Raw genomic sequence first — 13,201 nt, forward strand, 5'->3', positions numbered from 1 at the left:
CGCCGGACTCGTAGCTGCGATGCGTCGACAACACGCCCGATCATCTATGCAAACCGTCCTCTTCAAGACGGAACTCATTTTGCCGATCAGCTCATCAGCAACAAGGTGCGGGAGACACGCCGCTTACATCAAACAAGCAGCTCAATTTCGTGCAGCATATCCGCACGATGCTCAAAACAACGGGCCGTGCCGCCGTTGTCGTACCCGACAATGTCTTGTTTGAAGGCGGAGCTGGCGAGACCGTTCGTCAGAACCTTCTCAAGACCGCCGACTTGCACACCATCCTGCGCCTACCAACCGGCATCTTCTATGCCAATGGCGTGAAAGCGAACGTACTCTTCTTCGATAATCGGGAAGCCAGCAAAACTCCCTGGACGAAGGAAGTCTGGTACTACGACTACCGCACAAACATCCACCACACACTGAAGAAGAAGCCATTGCGCTTTGAGAATCTGGCCGACTTCATCGATTGCTACAATCCGAAGAACCGGCACAAGCGCAAGGCTACTTGGCACCCCGACAAGAGCCCTGAAGGACGTTGGCGCAGGTTTACTTACGAAGAGCTGATTGCCCGTGACAAGACCAGCCTCGATGTGTTTTGGCTAAAGGATAAAAGCCTCACTGACTTAGACAACCTGCCAGAACCGGATGAGCTCGCTGAGGAGATAATCGAGAATCTTGAAGCGGGCCTAACCAGCTTCCGTCAGGTGTTAGCCGCCTTGAGCAAGGTTGCTTGACGGAGATCGCCGCCGAGCTGCGCCAGCGCTGCGCCGAACGCGGCGAGGTGCCACCGAGCCTGGAGGGCTTCCTGGAGCGGCACGGGCATCGGGTCGATATCCAGCTTCCGCTTTTGTAACCAGGCAACGGCCCCTGGCGGGCCTGCCCGTTGTATCTATCAGGCACTGATTTGCTCAATGGATCGTTCATGACTGGTGCCCTTCAATTAACCGAGCCTCGCCATTTGCTTGCGAAGCTGTCGCACGAAATCGATTTGCTCACTGCGGAGCCACGCAACCGATATGCGGCGATGAACGCTCTGCGGGATGCCTATCACTTAGGGGATTGGATTTGGCACGGCCGCTTGAAGAATGACCGTTCGCTGCGAGCTGCGATCATGGGAGCCGCCGGAAATGATAGGGCGTGGTATAGATTTCTTAGGAGCCGATTTGCCGACTTCATCCTGATCGGTGAACTATGCAACGGCTCAAAGCACTTCGAGAAGAAGAAGGGGGACCAAGTGCAGGCCACGCTTACAGCCGGATACGGAAGCCCTCTGTACGCGTATAACACAGGGGTTCTTGGCTACGGCGACGACGGCCTATTCGTGGTTCTTGATGGCGGTCGCATCGTATCCGTGACTCATCTTCTCCAATCGGTCCGTACCTTCTGGACGGACTTGTTCGCGAGCTATCCTCAGCTTTGACGCCCCGCTGGACCTCTGAGCAAGGAAACAGCGGTCATTTTTTCTCTCGCCTTGGGAGCATCCCCCCGGCCTGACCAAAGTCTTCCCGCTCTTTGGTGCTGGGGCCACCTTTCACAAGTGATTGGCGCGAAATAGCAAGCGTCGAATACGTTATCGGCGTGTAAAAAGACGCCGGGCCAACGGGGGAGACCGAGAACGTGAAACTGAAACCCATCATCATCTACGTAGTGCTTTTGGGCTTTACACCTAGTTTTTCAGCCTTTGCTTATGATCCTCTGGACTGTCTTAATGACGCATCCAAAGTTGATAAGGACATTATTGCTGGATTGGCAACGAAGCTCTGCTCGGGCGCTTGGACTGCTGAGCCGGTCAAATGCTACGCACAGGTTTCTCGTGTTTATACTGCCATACCCCGTGGAATTGCTATCGATCTTTGTGCCGGTTCCGCCAATGCAGAAAACACCGTCAAGTGTTATGGGAAAGCGAGTGAAAGAGGTCTTGCGCGTTTTCTAGCTGCGACACTTTGCGGGGTAAGAGGGCCGAACGAAAGTCGTTAGTTCTGCACCGCAGCGCCGAGCACGGCTGCGACCACCGCCACGCCTGCAATGGCAGACCAGACGCGCTCAGCTCGCACAGTCATTTAGTTCACGCTAAGATATCTACTTCCAGTAGCCGAGCCCGTTGAATCACGGGAGACCCCCAGCAAATCTGCGATACATACGAAGCGCCCGTCTGACCCGAAATCCTTCATCAAGGGCGTAATAGACCAGCGCCAGCACCTTTTTCACGGCGATCAAGGCTACTCCCAAAATCGGCCAAGGATAGTCAGGCTTTTCGTGGATCGAGAAGATCGCCCATGTGAGAGCGCCACCTGAAACTGCCGGAAACCTCAAGAGTGCGAAAAGAAGTAGCGGGCGACTGCGGTCGCGGATCGCGCGTCGTATGGTTTTGCGGTTTGCCCTCTTCACGACCGCATCCAACTTGGCCAGCGGCCACAGCGCGATTTGGGATATCCTCGCGGCTATACTCCTAATCGCTCTCATCGCGCCCCTGATGGCCTTGTTGCAAGTTGGAAGGAATGCTTGGTGCGCCGGACAAGCTGCCTGATCGCCTGATTTCGGCTCATTGCCCCATTGAAAAAGCGGGCGGCATTGCGCCGCCCGCCGTAGTGAGTTTACGCAGAACGCTTAGAGGCTGCGACCTGCTTGCTTCCGATGTGAGTTTTCTCTTTCAGCACGTGGTTCACCGCTCGCACGTTGATTTCATATGCGGCGGCAATTTGGTGCTGATACTGACCACTCCACGAACGCAACCAAACATCAACAGCCTCGTCGTCGGTAAACTTCGTCTTGTTCAATCTAAAGGTCCTTGTGTTGGACCCCTTGACCGGACTCATCCGTTCAGTATTACTGAACGTCACAAGAGAGACGGCCAAGAGGCCGCATGGGAGTTGACAACAAATCACGAAAGCCGGGCATTCCTTGGGGAAGGGGTGAGCCCGGTTTTTTCGTCATCAGGCGAATCAAGCTCGCCCGACGCGACTAACCTACAAGAGATTCGCCGCGACGCATGAGTCTGCGCGACTTATTCGACCTATTCACAGCTGCGTTGACTCAGCGCGAATCACATCAGTGATCCGGGTCATACTTTAGGCGCGGCCGTCCGCCTCGCTCTCCTCAAGAGCGATCTTCATGAACTCATCGTGGCTGAACGCGACGTCGCCGACCGTTTTGGCCTGGGCCAGCGGGGCGCGTGCTGCAGCCTTGAAAAGCGCTTCGTTGACCATGTGGCCGCCTTCTTCGGTCATGGCAAACGTCCAGGGCTTCCCCTGGCCCTCGCTGATGAACTTGGCGAGGGCGCGAAGGCGGTAATCGATAGCGATAATAACGTCCGGTTTTTGCTCTTTGGCCAGGGCCCTTATCAGCGACATGGTCGGATCGCCGGGGCCCAGTCTATCCCTGTCCTCGATGATGCCTTCGTGGCCCTTAATGAGGGCGTCGAAAGGGACGACCGGGATCAGCTTCGGCTTCTTCGGCATGGCAATCCCTGGGGGAAAAAGAGCGGAGGTCCATTTCCGGCCTCCGCTCTCATTCCGCTACATCAGCGCCTTGATGATCGCGGCGATGCCGAATAGGCAGGCCGCGACATTGACGCGGATGACGATGGTCGTCGTGGAGCTGGGCTTCATAAACTGCCTTCACGAAGCGAGCGAGCCCCCATCAGTTTGTGAGCGGCCACAGTTTATGTGATTCGCCGCAGCGCCAGAACCCGTTAGACCCCGGAGCACCAAAGTTATGACCGCGTCCAGTCCCAGTCGGTGCTGAGCCGGTATCGCTCCTCCTTGGGCAGCGCCAGCCTCGCCTGAAGCTCCTCGGGCTCGACCTTGCGCTTCGCCCACTTGGCGAACGTCTTGCGCTCGCAGTCGCCCTTTTCCTGCGCCAGCCAGAAGTAGTGCAGGGTTTCCGGATCGGTGTCGCGCCAAGCTACCGACCAGTCCGTCGCCGCAGTCACTTCCCGGATGCGGTGCGACTTTCCGCCGATGTAGAAGCCGCCCTTCACGATATCAGCCTGTTTCAACCTTGCAGTTCCATTCGATGATGCTGGGAATAGGCCGGGCCTTAGCACACCGATTTCGGCCGAAGAAAGGTCCTACCTCGCTGAGCCTTGTGCTAGGACAGCACCATGACGCCACTCGCTCGACGCCGCAGCAACAACGAGCACCAGGAAACCTGCGACATTTATTCCGGCGACGTTCGGATCGGCACGATTGGCATGCGCGTGGGTGTCCCGACCAGCGCCGATCAATGGGGGTGGAGCGTCGGCTTCTATCCCGGCATGGAACCAGGCGCGCAGCGTAGGGCTCAGCCGCAACATTCGATGACGCCCGCGCCGCTTTCGAGCGCGTGTGGCGGGAGCTGGAGCCCACCTTGACTGAAGACGATTTCGAGCGCTGGCGGCGAGACCGCGACTTCCATGCTTGGAAGTATCGCATGCAAGCCAGCGGCTGCAGGATGCCGACGCAGAACGAGAGCGGCATGTCGAAGTGCTTCTGCGGCGACTCGATCTCGACAATCTCCGTTGAAGCCCACGTCCATACTACTCACCGAGACATAGGCGCATGAAGCACGTCGAGGATCGCCCCTACGCCGACCCGGAGCTCGCTGCCCGCAAGCTGGTCGAGCTGGCCGCGAGCATCGAGCCTGTCCAAGATGGGCGCATTCATATCGAGAAGATCAACGCGCCGTTTCTCTACAAGCTTAAAGCCAGCGGCCCCGAGTTCGGCGCGGGTCTCGCTCACGCTGTTGAGCAGGGCTGGTTCGAATTGCACGAGAGCGGCACCTATGTGCGGCTCCTGGCCCAAGGCAAAGACCTGCTGGCGATTTAGCTGATTGCGCCCGCGCTGACATCCGCGCGCTGCATCTGCCAGACGACGGAAATGTCCCAACCCAGGCGCTTGCATTCGGCGCGCACATGATCCCGCGAACGTCCGCGAAATCGGCGAAGGATCGGCGCGGTCTCAACCACCTTGTCGTCGAACAGGACGATGCCTGCCGTGAAATTGGGTCCGCGTATCTGCGCGAGGATTTCGGTGATCATCCGCCTTTTATAGCGACCGGCTGAGAGCCGGTCACGGCGGCGTTGACTTCTTCTTCCGAGAACCTCTCGGCCTCGCTGCCTAGCCGTCGCTCTTCCTTCGCCAACTCATCGGTGACGGAGCAATAGTCCTCGAACGTGCTCGTCGGCTTGATGTATTTGGCGATCAATGCCCGCAGCTCTCGACCGAACTGCTCTTTGCCGAACTTTCCCATTGGCTGATCCTGTTTCGTCTCAACCGACGCTAGACCAGCATCTCGCTGGATCGCATTAACATGCGAGAGGTTCGCAGGGAGCATCATCCGGGTTTCCTTGGCGTCTTGGGCTTCGCCTTGGGCTTCCGCGCCGGTTCGGCACCGCTGGCCTTTTCCCGCAATGTCGCAAGTTGGGTGGCAGCAGTAATGATCGCTTCCTGGATTTCCGGAACGTAGTCACCGACATCGGACCGCTTCGCCACATAGTTCGGATTGCCGATGTAGCCGTCGCAGCATTTTGTCACCGCGCCGTTGTGCTCGATGATCTCATTGATCACGCGCCGCACGCTGGTTCGTGACATGCCGAGCCGCTTGGATATCGCACTGATCGAGAGCGGCGGACGGCCAGCGCCGTCGTTGACCCGGACCGTCATGATCACAAGGATTGCATCGGCGACCGCAGCCGCGTGCTTTCCGCGCCCCCATTCACGATGAAGCACATCGCAGATGGTGAGCACCATGTGGTAGACAATCGCGGCCTGGTGCTGCCACAGGCCAGGGAGCACGCCGTGCATGATCGTTGCAGAGTTTTCCTGGTGATGCACCGCGCGTTTAACGAAGCGCCAGCCCCGCGCCAAGTTACGATCACTTAATGCCGCGCCACTGCTTTTTTATGCGATTTTTATACTGCTCCCTACGTGGTCGCATGGCCAAATTGTCCAGGTTGACCGGACTCGCGTGTCGATGAAAAAAGCCCGCCCTTCGGATGACGAAGGACGGGCTAAGTCTCGGTAAGGGGACCCGAGCTGCTAGAGCAGTCGGGCATGTGCAAGTCTTCCTCACCGGTCACTATGTCCTAAAGGTTGTCGTTCGGGTTGGCCATAGTCAACTCGGGCGACAACTGAAAAATCACTCAACTCGCATTTCAACTTCAGCAGTGCGCGCGCTGCCGAATTTTCCTGAAAAGAAGTTGCGTGAGATTTATTTCGCCACAATCATCATCCTAATCGTGGAACAGGTCGGGACTCACTCGACGCAAAGCAGCGGCAAAAGCCGCGCGGTTAAAATGTGCAAGATGGATACGGGCACCGATGAGACGCTGCGGTGACTGCTCGTTGTGCTGCAAGCTTTTGCCGGTGCCGCCTTTACAGAAGGCTGCAGGCGAGCGCTGCCGCTTTCAGAAATTCCACAAGGGCTGCGCCGTCTATCACACGGCGCCGATGCCGCCTGAGTGCGGCCTCTGGAATTGCCGTTGGCTGGTCAATGATGATGCCGACGATCTATCGGGACCCGATAGATCGCACTACGTGCTCGATTTGATGCCCGACTTCGTCACGGTGCGCGATGACGCGACCGGCGAAGGCCAGAACATTCAGGTCGTCCAGATATGGGTCGATCCCGCTCACCGCGATGCCCATCGCGATCCCGCCCTGCGCCGCTGGTTGATCCGCCGCGCCGAGAAGGGCATCGCCGCGCTGATCCGTTTCAATTCCAGGGAAGCTCTCGCCGTCTTCGCGCCACCGTTCGACTCGGCTGGCCAATGGCGCGAGATCGCCAGCGGCGTCTCTGTGGGCCGCACCCACTCATTCACGGAAATCGCGAAGGCGCTCGGTGGTCGAGCGTCGGCGACCATCGAGCCGGACGGCAAGGGATAGGTTTAGAGAATGGCGTACAGCAATGAACTGACCGAGATCGCGCTCAACGAGCTGAAGCTGCACGGTGTGAAGGGGCAGACCCGAGACACCAATGGCGGGCACATCGAGATCGCCTGGCAGGTGGTACCGGAAAAGGAGGTCCGCCGCGTCTTCGTCGCCAAGACGGCCAGCGACTGGCGGGCCCGCATGAACACGCGCGCCGAGGTGCGCAAGCTTCTGCGCGCCGACAACGTGACGCTGAAGGCCCAGAACGAGAAACCGCTGAAGCCGAAGCCGTTAACAAAGGCGCTGGAGTTGCCACAACCCGACGCCGTCATCCCGATGCCGGACCAGGTCAAGGCACTGCGCGGCGAGGTCGCCGACCTGACCGAGCTGGTGCTGCGACTCACCAAGATCGCGACCGGCATGCGCGAGGTTCTGACAACACACGTTCCGAAGCCGCAACCGGCCGCCCCGGTGGTGAAGCCGTCGTCCCGCAGCATCAAGCTGGTCGAATATCTGTCGCTCGACAGGTGGACCACGATCTCGGCCCTGGTGCGCGATACCGGGCTGACGCCGACGCAGATCAAATTGAAGCTGCACTACCTCAAGACACACGACCAGATCGAGATTTACCGTGGCGAGGTCAGGCTGAAGCCAGCGGAGACCAAGCCGCCCGCGAAGAAGGCGGCGAAGAAGGCCGCGAAAACGAAGCCGCCCGTGCGGAGGAAACGCGCTCAGCAGCTAAGGGCACTCCCTGCGGAGCACGCTGCATAGCGTCTTGGGCGCGAGAGAGAAGGAGAATTCATCAAGGACAACTACGACTCGGAGGAACTGCGAGAGCAGCGCAAAGCCCGTAAGGCCGCGCGCAGCAAAACCTGGGCATGGGAATGAAAGGAGCGCAAAGATGCGCCGTAGACAAAAGGCATCGCCGCGAGCGGTGAACGATCAGGACCGGGAGGTGGGCAAGCGCATCCGGTCGCGAAGGCTGGAGCTGCACGTCAGCCAGGCCGAACTGGGTGAGGCCGTGGGCATCACCTTCCAGCAAATCCAGAAGTACGAGAAGGGCACCAACCGTGTCGCAGCGGCGCGGCTGGCCGAGATCGCTGCTTTCCTCAAGACCAGCATGGCGGCGCTCATCGGTGGTGACCTGCCATGGGACAAGCAGCAGAACAGTTTGGTTAGTGAGTTTGTGGCGAGCAAGGATGGCATCGATCTGATCGAGGCCTTTTCGAAGCTCCAGAGTTCGCAGGTGCGCCGCAGCATCATCGCGCTGACCCGCACACTCGGCGAGGTCGCGGTGGGGCTTATCGTGTTGCTCCATACACTCGGCGAGGTCTGCGACTACATCGTCTGAAGCGGACCGGCTCGCTCAAAGCGAGCCGGTCGATCCCAACGATAAAGCAATGCGAAAATGGGGAAATGCTCATGGACGACGATACCGAAATGCACTCACCGCCGAACGAATTGAGGCGGATCGATGCGGTGTGGGCGTTCGTCTCCAGCGACGAGACCGGCGAAGGCATCTGCGCCGCGCCGCTGATGGGGCCCGGCACGCTCATCCCGCTGATCGCGGCCGACGAAGAGCGGCTGAAGCTCTGCCTCCCCTGGGCGCGCAAGATCGCGGCGATGAGCGGTAAGACCATCAAGCTGGTCAAGCTGTCCCACCGTGAGGACATCATGGACATCGGGCCCGGCGGGGAGACAATGCAATGAGCGGGGTACTCATCATCGGAGACACCGAGAGGGCGGCCATCGCTGAAGCCATTCGGTTGGCGCTGATCAAGCCGATGCCCTGGGAAAAGATGCGGCAGCTCATTGTCGACGACAGGGACAGCCCGACCAATACGCTTAAGCTCGACGAGCGGCCGGACCCCGACCGCATCGAAGCGCTCCGCAGGGAATATCCGACCTATCCTGTGCAGCTTGGGTCCTACGTCGCCGCGATCTCATTCGAGGAACAACCGCAAGGCCTGTTCCGCCATATCTCGATCTCGTCGCGCGCCCCGGGCAAGGCCCCGAACGAGCACGCTGCAAAGATGATCCTGGAGGCGTTCGGCTTCTCCGGATATCCGCCGAGCCGCCCCTATCGCGTGTGGGTCGAGCATTACGAGCCCGGTCGCGTCGCCATCAACTTCGTTGAGCTGGAGCCGTCATGACCAGCAAGGACGAGATCATCGAGCAAGCCGCGCGTATCATCGATCTCAACGCCTTCGGCCGCCATCAGACGCACGAGGGCATGATCAAGCGGCAGAAGATCGCCAGGCGCAAGGCCGAAGATATCCTGTCCATGCTGTGCAACGTCGTGAAGCGGGAGGGATCGGATGATGAGCACTGACCAGAAGCCCGAAGACCGGATGTTGAAGCTGCTTGACGATGCGCTCGCGGCCTATCGCCACGGCAGGTACGACGACACGCTGCTGCTTCTGCGGGAAACGCTCAAGACCGCGCAGGACCTGGAGCGCGAGCAGCGGGAGGTCCGCGATGCCGGGTAGCGAGAAGTGGGTGCTCGCGGTCCTTTTGGTGCTAGCGGTCGCGAATGCGGTCGCGTTCGTGCAGTTTCAGCAATCGAGGAAGCGGCTGCACCGCGCCATCGACGAGTTGGAGAAGCTGCTGCGCCCATGACGAAGGACGACGACGACAACATCCTCCGCTTCCCGACCTTCATCCGGGTTGAAGGCGAGCAGCAGCCAGAGGGGTACGACTTCCGCTGCTATGTGCTGGTCAACCGGGAGACGGCAAAGGTATCGCTCAACGATTGGGCCGCCGCATCCGCTGCGCGGCACTCGACGTACAAGCTGACCGGTCTCGATCCCTGGCGCGTCGCTGCAACCTTCATCGGCGACGTGCACATCAGCACCGTCTTTCTCGGGATTGACCACCGCCACTTCGGCAATGGGCCGCCGCTGCTGTTCGAGACCATGATCTTCGGCGGCGTGCTCGATGAGTTCCAGAACCGCTGCTCCACTTGGGACGAGGCCGAGGCGATGCACGCCGACGCGGTCGATCGCGTGCGCCGTGGGCACCTGCGGGTGGTCAAATAGCGGGCATAAAAAAAAGCCCCGCCGAAGCGGGGCCAGGCCGGGAGGATCGGACTTCGGTTCAGCGCGGCTCGCGGAGCGCAGCACGCTCCTCCTCGGTCAGCGGCAGACCAAGCAACGCCTTCGTCTCGATCGAGAGCGGATCGGCCGGGTCAGGCTTGCCGCCCGCCTTGAGCCACGCCTGATATTCGGCCCAATCGCGGTTCGCCTCGTCGGGCGGGATAGTCACCCCGTCGCTCGCGCGGATCACGCATCCATCCCACTGCAATTTATAGTCGGCCATCAGAACCTCGCATCGATATCGAACATCACACCTATTGACATAACGCGGCTGGCGCCGCTCGGTGTGAACAACCAACGGCACCCTTTGCTACTCGGTTGGTTGATCGAGCACGCCACGTCCACGCCAGCGGAAAAGTCTGCGCACTTGTTCTGTGCGCCAGTGTTGCCGGAATAGGGTATGAAATTGGCCGACGCGCGTTTCGGCACCTTGCACTGAAAGCCGATGCCCGACTGCGATACGTTGTCGATTGTAGCGCTCGACAGCGTGAGACCATAGAATAAGAGGTTGTTCGCGAGCCCAGCCGCGAGCGGACGCGCGCCGAGACCGTAGTCATAAGTCGTCTCCCAATAGCGTTGGCACAACGCCAACTCTTCATCGAACGGACGCGATTGCAACATGCTGAAGGTTGGCGACGGCGCATCGCGTCCCGGCCACATGCCGAAGCCGGTGATTGCGACTTGATTGTTGTTCGTGGCGAAGAAGTTGTTGCATGCAGCGGTCGTGAGATAGTTGCCACCTTGCCACGCATCGGCAGCGGGAGCATTCCAGTTCGACCCGGACGCAAAGCAGAAGCCGACCAAAATAGCTTGGTTTGTCGTCTGCCACGTGCCGGTGTTGTCAGCGACGATGGTGAACGTCTTGTATTCCCACGTTGCCGCATTGTTGATGACGACGTTGTGCACATAGGAGCGCGTGCCGTTGTTGTTGCGGATGCTGAATCCGAACGTGCCTGCAATCGTCGACCATACCCAGAACCCGATGGTGAAGGGCATGTTGCTCGTCGACGAGCCCGACCCGACGCGCGAGAACCGATAACCTTCGATGAAGGTGCTGACCATCGCATAGTTGGTCCCCGTCCACGATGCCGACCCCGTGGTCGCTTTGAGGTACAGGCACGTCGGGAAGCAAACGCCGAATGGTGTCGAGCCGAATGCCGTGGGCGCGGCTTGCGCCGACGAAAACACCGCGCTCGCATGGCTCGCGCCACACTGAAACATATCGACGATGTACTTGATCGCGCCAAGCGGGATGTTGAGACCGCCCGCGCCCAACTCTTGCGCGACCTCAAAGTTGCCGTTGATCTGCATCCCGTTGTAGGCGAGCGCGTCGAGCGGCGCGGCGTAGATGTTCTGGCGCGCTTGCACTTGAGCCAGCGTGCCGATGGCAGTAGCGGCGTCATAGCGCACGAAGGCGTTGCCAGCATCGACCCACGCGCCGTTGCGCCGCGTGTAGTACACGCCATCACTTGTGCTTGGCGTCTCGGGCACCGCGCCGGGCGGACCCTTGATGTTGCCGACCGGCGAGCCCCACGAGCCGCTGGCGTAGGTGTAGACATCGCCGTTGGTGACGTTGAGATAGTTGTCACCCGCCAGCACGCCCGCGATGGTGCCCGGCGCGCCCGCGCCCTCGTACCAGAGCGAGCCGCGCGTGCCTTGCGGTCCCGTCGCGCCGGTCGCGCCCGTGTTGCCCGGAATGCCCTGCGCGCCCTGGGGGCCTTGCGGGCCGATCAGCGAGGTGCCCGCTGGCCACGCGCCACCGGCCTTCGGGCCGTAAATGAAATGGGCTGCGGTGTCGATGTAGAAGTCGCCGTTGACGCCAGTGCCTGCTGCGGGCGGCCCAGCGCCATACAGCACGGTGTTGCCGCTCGGGCCTTGCGGACCAACCGGCCCCTGGATGCCCTGCGGGCCCGGAATGCCCTGCGGCCCCTGTGGGCCGATCAGCGACGTTCCTGTGGTTGGCCAGAGGCCCGACTCTTTCGGGCCGTACATCGCGTGCGCCGTCGTGTCGATGTACCAGTCGCCGTCTCTGCCCATCGCAGCCGATGGCGGGCCAGCGCCGTACATCACGGTGTTGCCGTCCGCGCCAGGAGCACCCGGCGCACCGGCCGGGCCAGGCGGCCCTTGCTCAGGCACGTCGATGGTCTCGACGTCGAAATCGAGCGCAACCGTTACGTCGTCGTTCGGCTCAGCCGAGACGATGACATCGGCGTCGGCCGTAACGGTTACGTCGAAGCTCATGTGTTGGTGCCCCGGCTCGGTCCGGCATTGTTAGCCAGCGTGCCGGACCAGATGCGCGAGTGAAGCCCGCTGGGTTGAATGCGGATCAGCGAATGCTCGTAGTCGCCGACCGGCAGCTCAAGCAGTTGCGCCTGCGTGATCCAGACGGTGAACTTGCCCAGCGGCGCGGCGGTGATGATCAGGCCGCCGTTCTCGGTCGTGAGCAGCAATTCCGCTGTCACGTCTTGCGCGCGGTGCCGAATTTCCATCCGCAGCTTGTTGCCGGTGAGATCGATCGGCACAGGCGGCGTGTCGGTCGTCTGATAGACGAAGCCGCGATAGAAATCGGCATCGTTCCAGCAGGTGATGTTGCAGATGGCCATGGCTCACTTCTTCGACGGAGGTGGCGGCGGCTTTTTCGGGGCTGACGCAGCAGGCTTCGCCTTGAATGCCTCGACGATCTGCTGGCGGCTCGTGATCTTCTTGGCGCGCACCTGGCCGATCGCATCGACGTAGGTCTCGAAGCACCAGTTGACGTGCTCCGCGAGTTGCTTGCCCATCTCTTGGATTTCGTTGTTGGTTAGCGCATAGAAGTTGCCATCCGCCGCAACCCACTTCGTGGTGTAGGTCTGCGCGCTCTGCGCTGCGTTCACCTGGAGATCGATCAGGTTCTTCGAACGATCGTCGGTCTTGATCGGCATGCCGTTGGGGGCCGACGCGATCCCGGTGATGGTGAGACCGCTGCTCTCGGTCTGCCACCGCACGCTCGCGGCGTAGTATTCGTCGTTGACGAACAGGCCATAGGGATCGAGCACCGCTTGCAGCGCTGCGTCGCTCTGCGTGCCCGCGTCGTCGCGCGGCCAATTTGGCGGGGTGGTCTCGCCGGATGCCTCCATGAACGCGACGAAGTCCGGATCGCTCTCGGGCACGAGCGCCTGCACCGCGCTCGAATAGATGCGGCCATCTTCCGCCTTCCAGAACCAATGATAAGGATCGTAGAGCATCATGTGTTCGCCTTCCTATGCCTCGGTCCCT

At 60.4% G+C, this 13,201-nt stretch carries 26 protein-coding genes; 15 read left to right on the plus strand and 11 right to left on the minus strand.

The features are described from left to right. Positions 1–149: 149 nt before the first annotated feature. The 4 genes from ACV1FX_RS23800 to ACV1FX_RS23815 all read left to right on the plus strand — a co-directional run bounded on the left by ACV1FX_RS23800 (position 150) and on the right by ACV1FX_RS23815 (position 1,980). Positions 150–737 carry an HsdM family class I SAM-dependent methyltransferase gene (locus tag ACV1FX_RS23800; RefSeq protein ID WP_473119998.1) on the plus strand — a complete coding sequence of 196 codons (588 nt, stop codon included), beginning with the start codon at positions 150–152 and terminating at the stop codon, positions 735–737. Further along, complete coding sequence (locus ACV1FX_RS23805) at positions 734–856, plus strand: hypothetical protein (protein ID WP_473119999.1); 123 nt, start codon at positions 734–736, stop codon at positions 854–856. Before ACV1FX_RS23800 ends, ACV1FX_RS23805 begins: the two co-directional genes overlap by 4 nt. Positions 857–925: 69 nt before the next feature. Continuing rightward, positions 926–1,423, plus strand: a complete 498-nt coding sequence (locus ACV1FX_RS23810; RefSeq protein ID WP_473120000.1) for a hypothetical protein — start codon at positions 926–928, stop codon at positions 1,421–1,423. Positions 1,424–1,620: 197 nt separating this feature from the next. Continuing rightward, complete coding sequence (locus ACV1FX_RS23815) at positions 1,621–1,980, plus strand: hypothetical protein (protein ID WP_473120001.1); 360 nt, start codon at positions 1,621–1,623, stop codon at positions 1,978–1,980. A 129-nt stretch (positions 1,981–2,109) separates the two neighbouring features. On the opposite strand, the gene ACV1FX_RS23820 is transcribed toward ACV1FX_RS23815, so the two are convergent. The 4 genes from ACV1FX_RS23820 to ACV1FX_RS23835 form a co-directional block, all read right to left on the minus strand. Then, positions 2,110–2,391, minus strand: a complete 282-nt coding sequence (locus tag ACV1FX_RS23820) for a hypothetical protein (protein ID WP_473120002.1) — start codon at positions 2,389–2,391, stop codon at positions 2,110–2,112. A 206-nt stretch (positions 2,392–2,597) separates the two neighbouring features. Further along, a complete protein-coding gene (locus tag ACV1FX_RS23825; RefSeq protein WP_473120003.1) occupies positions 2,598–2,780 on the minus strand; it encodes a hypothetical protein in 183 nt (60 codons plus the stop codon). Positions 2,781–3,071: 291 nt separating this feature from the next. Then, entirely contained in the window at positions 3,072–3,461 is a 390-nt protein-coding gene (locus ACV1FX_RS23830) for a hypothetical protein (RefSeq protein WP_473120004.1), read from the minus strand. Positions 3,462–3,715: 254 nt separating this feature from the next. Continuing rightward, a complete protein-coding gene (locus ACV1FX_RS23835; protein ID WP_473120005.1) occupies positions 3,716–4,000 on the minus strand; it encodes a hypothetical protein in 285 nt (94 codons plus the stop codon). Between the two features lie 541 nt (positions 4,001–4,541). On the opposite strand from ACV1FX_RS23835, the gene ACV1FX_RS23840 reads away from it, so the two are divergent. After that, a complete protein-coding gene (locus ACV1FX_RS23840) occupies positions 4,542–4,808 on the plus strand; it encodes a hypothetical protein (RefSeq protein ID WP_473120006.1) in 267 nt (88 codons plus the stop codon). Here ACV1FX_RS23840 and ACV1FX_RS23845 read toward each other — a convergent pair. From ACV1FX_RS23845 to ACV1FX_RS23855, 3 genes are all read right to left on the minus strand, one after another. Next, positions 4,805–5,020: a hypothetical protein gene (locus ACV1FX_RS23845; protein ID WP_473120007.1), complete on the minus strand. Its 216-nt coding sequence runs from the start codon at positions 5,018–5,020 to the stop codon at positions 4,805–4,807. The two genes, ACV1FX_RS23840 and ACV1FX_RS23845, sit on opposite strands and share 4 nt — an antisense overlap. After that, entirely contained in the window at positions 5,017–5,232 is a 216-nt protein-coding gene (locus tag ACV1FX_RS23850; protein WP_473120008.1) for a hypothetical protein, read from the minus strand. The genes ACV1FX_RS23845 and ACV1FX_RS23850 overlap by 4 nt, the downstream gene beginning before the upstream one ends. Before the next feature lie 83 nt (positions 5,233–5,315). Continuing rightward, entirely contained in the window at positions 5,316–5,849 is a 534-nt protein-coding gene (locus ACV1FX_RS23855; protein ID WP_473120009.1) for a hypothetical protein, read from the minus strand. Between the two features lie 188 nt (positions 5,850–6,037). On the opposite strand from ACV1FX_RS23855, the gene ACV1FX_RS23860 reads away from it, so the two are divergent. From ACV1FX_RS23860 to ACV1FX_RS23905, 10 genes are all read left to right on the plus strand, one after another. Continuing rightward, positions 6,038–6,319: a hypothetical protein gene (locus tag ACV1FX_RS23860; RefSeq protein ID WP_473120010.1), complete on the plus strand. Its 282-nt coding sequence runs from the start codon at positions 6,038–6,040 to the stop codon at positions 6,317–6,319. After that, on the plus strand, positions 6,303–6,866 hold the full coding sequence (locus tag ACV1FX_RS23865) for a hypothetical protein (RefSeq protein ID WP_473120011.1): 564 nt from the start codon (positions 6,303–6,305) through the stop codon (positions 6,864–6,866). Before ACV1FX_RS23860 ends, ACV1FX_RS23865 begins: the two co-directional genes overlap by 17 nt. 9 nt (positions 6,867–6,875) lie before the next feature. Then, positions 6,876–7,622: a hypothetical protein gene (locus ACV1FX_RS23870; protein ID WP_473120012.1), complete on the plus strand. Its 747-nt coding sequence runs from the start codon at positions 6,876–6,878 to the stop codon at positions 7,620–7,622. Positions 7,623–7,752: 130 nt separating this feature from the next. Next, positions 7,753–8,202, plus strand: a complete 450-nt coding sequence (locus ACV1FX_RS23875) for a helix-turn-helix domain-containing protein (RefSeq protein ID WP_473120013.1) — start codon at positions 7,753–7,755, stop codon at positions 8,200–8,202. A gap of 71 nt (positions 8,203–8,273) precedes the next feature. Next, the gene (locus ACV1FX_RS23880; RefSeq protein WP_473120014.1) at positions 8,274–8,561 is read left to right on the plus strand and encodes a hypothetical protein; all 288 of its coding nucleotides are present in this window, start codon (positions 8,274–8,276) and stop codon (positions 8,559–8,561) included. Next, positions 8,558–9,004, plus strand: coding sequence for a hypothetical protein (locus ACV1FX_RS23885; RefSeq protein ID WP_473120015.1), 447 nt, complete (start codon positions 8,558–8,560; stop codon positions 9,002–9,004). The genes ACV1FX_RS23880 and ACV1FX_RS23885 overlap by 4 nt, the downstream gene beginning before the upstream one ends. Continuing rightward, positions 9,001–9,183, plus strand: coding sequence for a hypothetical protein (locus ACV1FX_RS23890; protein WP_473120016.1), 183 nt, complete (start codon positions 9,001–9,003; stop codon positions 9,181–9,183). Before ACV1FX_RS23885 ends, ACV1FX_RS23890 begins: the two co-directional genes overlap by 4 nt. Beyond that, positions 9,170–9,340: a hypothetical protein gene (locus ACV1FX_RS23895; protein ID WP_473120017.1), complete on the plus strand. Its 171-nt coding sequence runs from the start codon at positions 9,170–9,172 to the stop codon at positions 9,338–9,340. Before ACV1FX_RS23890 ends, ACV1FX_RS23895 begins: the two co-directional genes overlap by 14 nt. Beyond that, positions 9,330–9,470, plus strand: coding sequence for a hypothetical protein (locus ACV1FX_RS23900; protein ID WP_473120018.1), 141 nt, complete (start codon positions 9,330–9,332; stop codon positions 9,468–9,470). Before ACV1FX_RS23895 ends, ACV1FX_RS23900 begins: the two co-directional genes overlap by 11 nt. Beyond that, positions 9,467–9,889: a hypothetical protein gene (locus ACV1FX_RS23905; protein WP_473120019.1), complete on the plus strand. Its 423-nt coding sequence runs from the start codon at positions 9,467–9,469 to the stop codon at positions 9,887–9,889. Before ACV1FX_RS23900 ends, ACV1FX_RS23905 begins: the two co-directional genes overlap by 4 nt. A gap of 58 nt (positions 9,890–9,947) precedes the next feature. Here the strand turns inward: ACV1FX_RS23905 and ACV1FX_RS23910 are convergent, their stop codons facing one another. Genes ACV1FX_RS23910 through ACV1FX_RS23925 form a run of 4 tightly spaced genes read right to left on the minus strand, consistent with a single transcriptional unit; the run spans position 9,948 to position 13,173 of the window. After that, positions 9,948–10,169, minus strand: coding sequence for a hypothetical protein (locus ACV1FX_RS23910; RefSeq protein ID WP_473120020.1), 222 nt, complete (start codon positions 10,167–10,169; stop codon positions 9,948–9,950). Next, positions 10,169–12,187 carry a hypothetical protein gene (locus ACV1FX_RS23915; protein ID WP_473120021.1) on the minus strand — a complete coding sequence of 673 codons (2,019 nt, stop codon included), beginning with the start codon at positions 12,185–12,187 and terminating at the stop codon, positions 10,169–10,171. The genes ACV1FX_RS23910 and ACV1FX_RS23915 overlap by 1 nt, the downstream gene beginning before the upstream one ends. Then, positions 12,184–12,549, minus strand: coding sequence for a hypothetical protein (locus ACV1FX_RS23920; RefSeq protein ID WP_473120022.1), 366 nt, complete (start codon positions 12,547–12,549; stop codon positions 12,184–12,186). The genes ACV1FX_RS23915 and ACV1FX_RS23920 overlap by 4 nt, the downstream gene beginning before the upstream one ends. A gap of 3 nt (positions 12,550–12,552) precedes the next feature. Continuing rightward, positions 12,553–13,173 carry a DUF4376 domain-containing protein gene (locus tag ACV1FX_RS23925; protein WP_473120023.1) on the minus strand — a complete coding sequence of 207 codons (621 nt, stop codon included), beginning with the start codon at positions 13,171–13,173 and terminating at the stop codon, positions 12,553–12,555. Positions 13,174–13,201 lie beyond the last annotated feature (28 nt).

The sequence above is a fragment of the Bradyrhizobium ingae genome (assembly GCF_055791185.1).

Bases quoted from the DNA above. Each gene is read 5' to 3' on its own strand.
- ACV1FX_RS23810 (WP_473120000.1), top strand. From the start codon at position 926: ATGACTGGTGCCCTTCAATTAACCGAGCCTCGCCATTTGCTTGCGAAG.
- ACV1FX_RS23830 (WP_473120004.1), bottom strand. From the start codon at position 3,461: ATGCCGAAGAAGCCGAAGCTGATCCCGGTCGTCCCTTTCGACGCCCTC.
- ACV1FX_RS23840 (WP_473120006.1), top strand. From the start codon at position 4,542: ATGAAGCACGTCGAGGATCGCCCCTACGCCGACCCGGAGCTCGCTGCC.
- ACV1FX_RS23845 (WP_473120007.1), bottom strand. From the start codon at position 5,020: ATGATCACCGAAATCCTCGCGCAGATACGCGGACCCAATTTCACGGCA.
- ACV1FX_RS23850 (WP_473120008.1), bottom strand. From the start codon at position 5,232: ATGGGAAAGTTCGGCAAAGAGCAGTTCGGTCGAGAGCTGCGGGCATTG.
- ACV1FX_RS23865 (WP_473120011.1), top strand. From the start codon at position 6,303: ATGAGACGCTGCGGTGACTGCTCGTTGTGCTGCAAGCTTTTGCCGGTG.
- ACV1FX_RS23870 (WP_473120012.1), top strand. From the start codon at position 6,876: ATGGCGTACAGCAATGAACTGACCGAGATCGCGCTCAACGAGCTGAAG.
- ACV1FX_RS23875 (WP_473120013.1), top strand. From the start codon at position 7,753: ATGCGCCGTAGACAAAAGGCATCGCCGCGAGCGGTGAACGATCAGGAC.
- ACV1FX_RS23880 (WP_473120014.1), top strand. From the start codon at position 8,274: ATGGACGACGATACCGAAATGCACTCACCGCCGAACGAATTGAGGCGG.
- ACV1FX_RS23885 (WP_473120015.1), top strand. From the start codon at position 8,558: ATGAGCGGGGTACTCATCATCGGAGACACCGAGAGGGCGGCCATCGCT.
- ACV1FX_RS23890 (WP_473120016.1), top strand. From the start codon at position 9,001: ATGACCAGCAAGGACGAGATCATCGAGCAAGCCGCGCGTATCATCGAT.
- ACV1FX_RS23895 (WP_473120017.1), top strand. From the start codon at position 9,170: ATGATGAGCACTGACCAGAAGCCCGAAGACCGGATGTTGAAGCTGCTT.
- ACV1FX_RS23900 (WP_473120018.1), top strand. From the start codon at position 9,330: ATGCCGGGTAGCGAGAAGTGGGTGCTCGCGGTCCTTTTGGTGCTAGCG.
- ACV1FX_RS23905 (WP_473120019.1), top strand. From the start codon at position 9,467: ATGACGAAGGACGACGACGACAACATCCTCCGCTTCCCGACCTTCATC.
- ACV1FX_RS23910 (WP_473120020.1), bottom strand. From the start codon at position 10,169: ATGGCCGACTATAAATTGCAGTGGGATGGATGCGTGATCCGCGCGAGC.
- ACV1FX_RS23915 (WP_473120021.1), bottom strand. From the start codon at position 12,187: ATGAGCTTCGACGTAACCGTTACGGCCGACGCCGATGTCATCGTCTCG.
- ACV1FX_RS23920 (WP_473120022.1), bottom strand. From the start codon at position 12,549: ATGGCCATCTGCAACATCACCTGCTGGAACGATGCCGATTTCTATCGC.
- ACV1FX_RS23925 (WP_473120023.1), bottom strand. From the start codon at position 13,173: ATGATGCTCTACGATCCTTATCATTGGTTCTGGAAGGCGGAAGATGGC.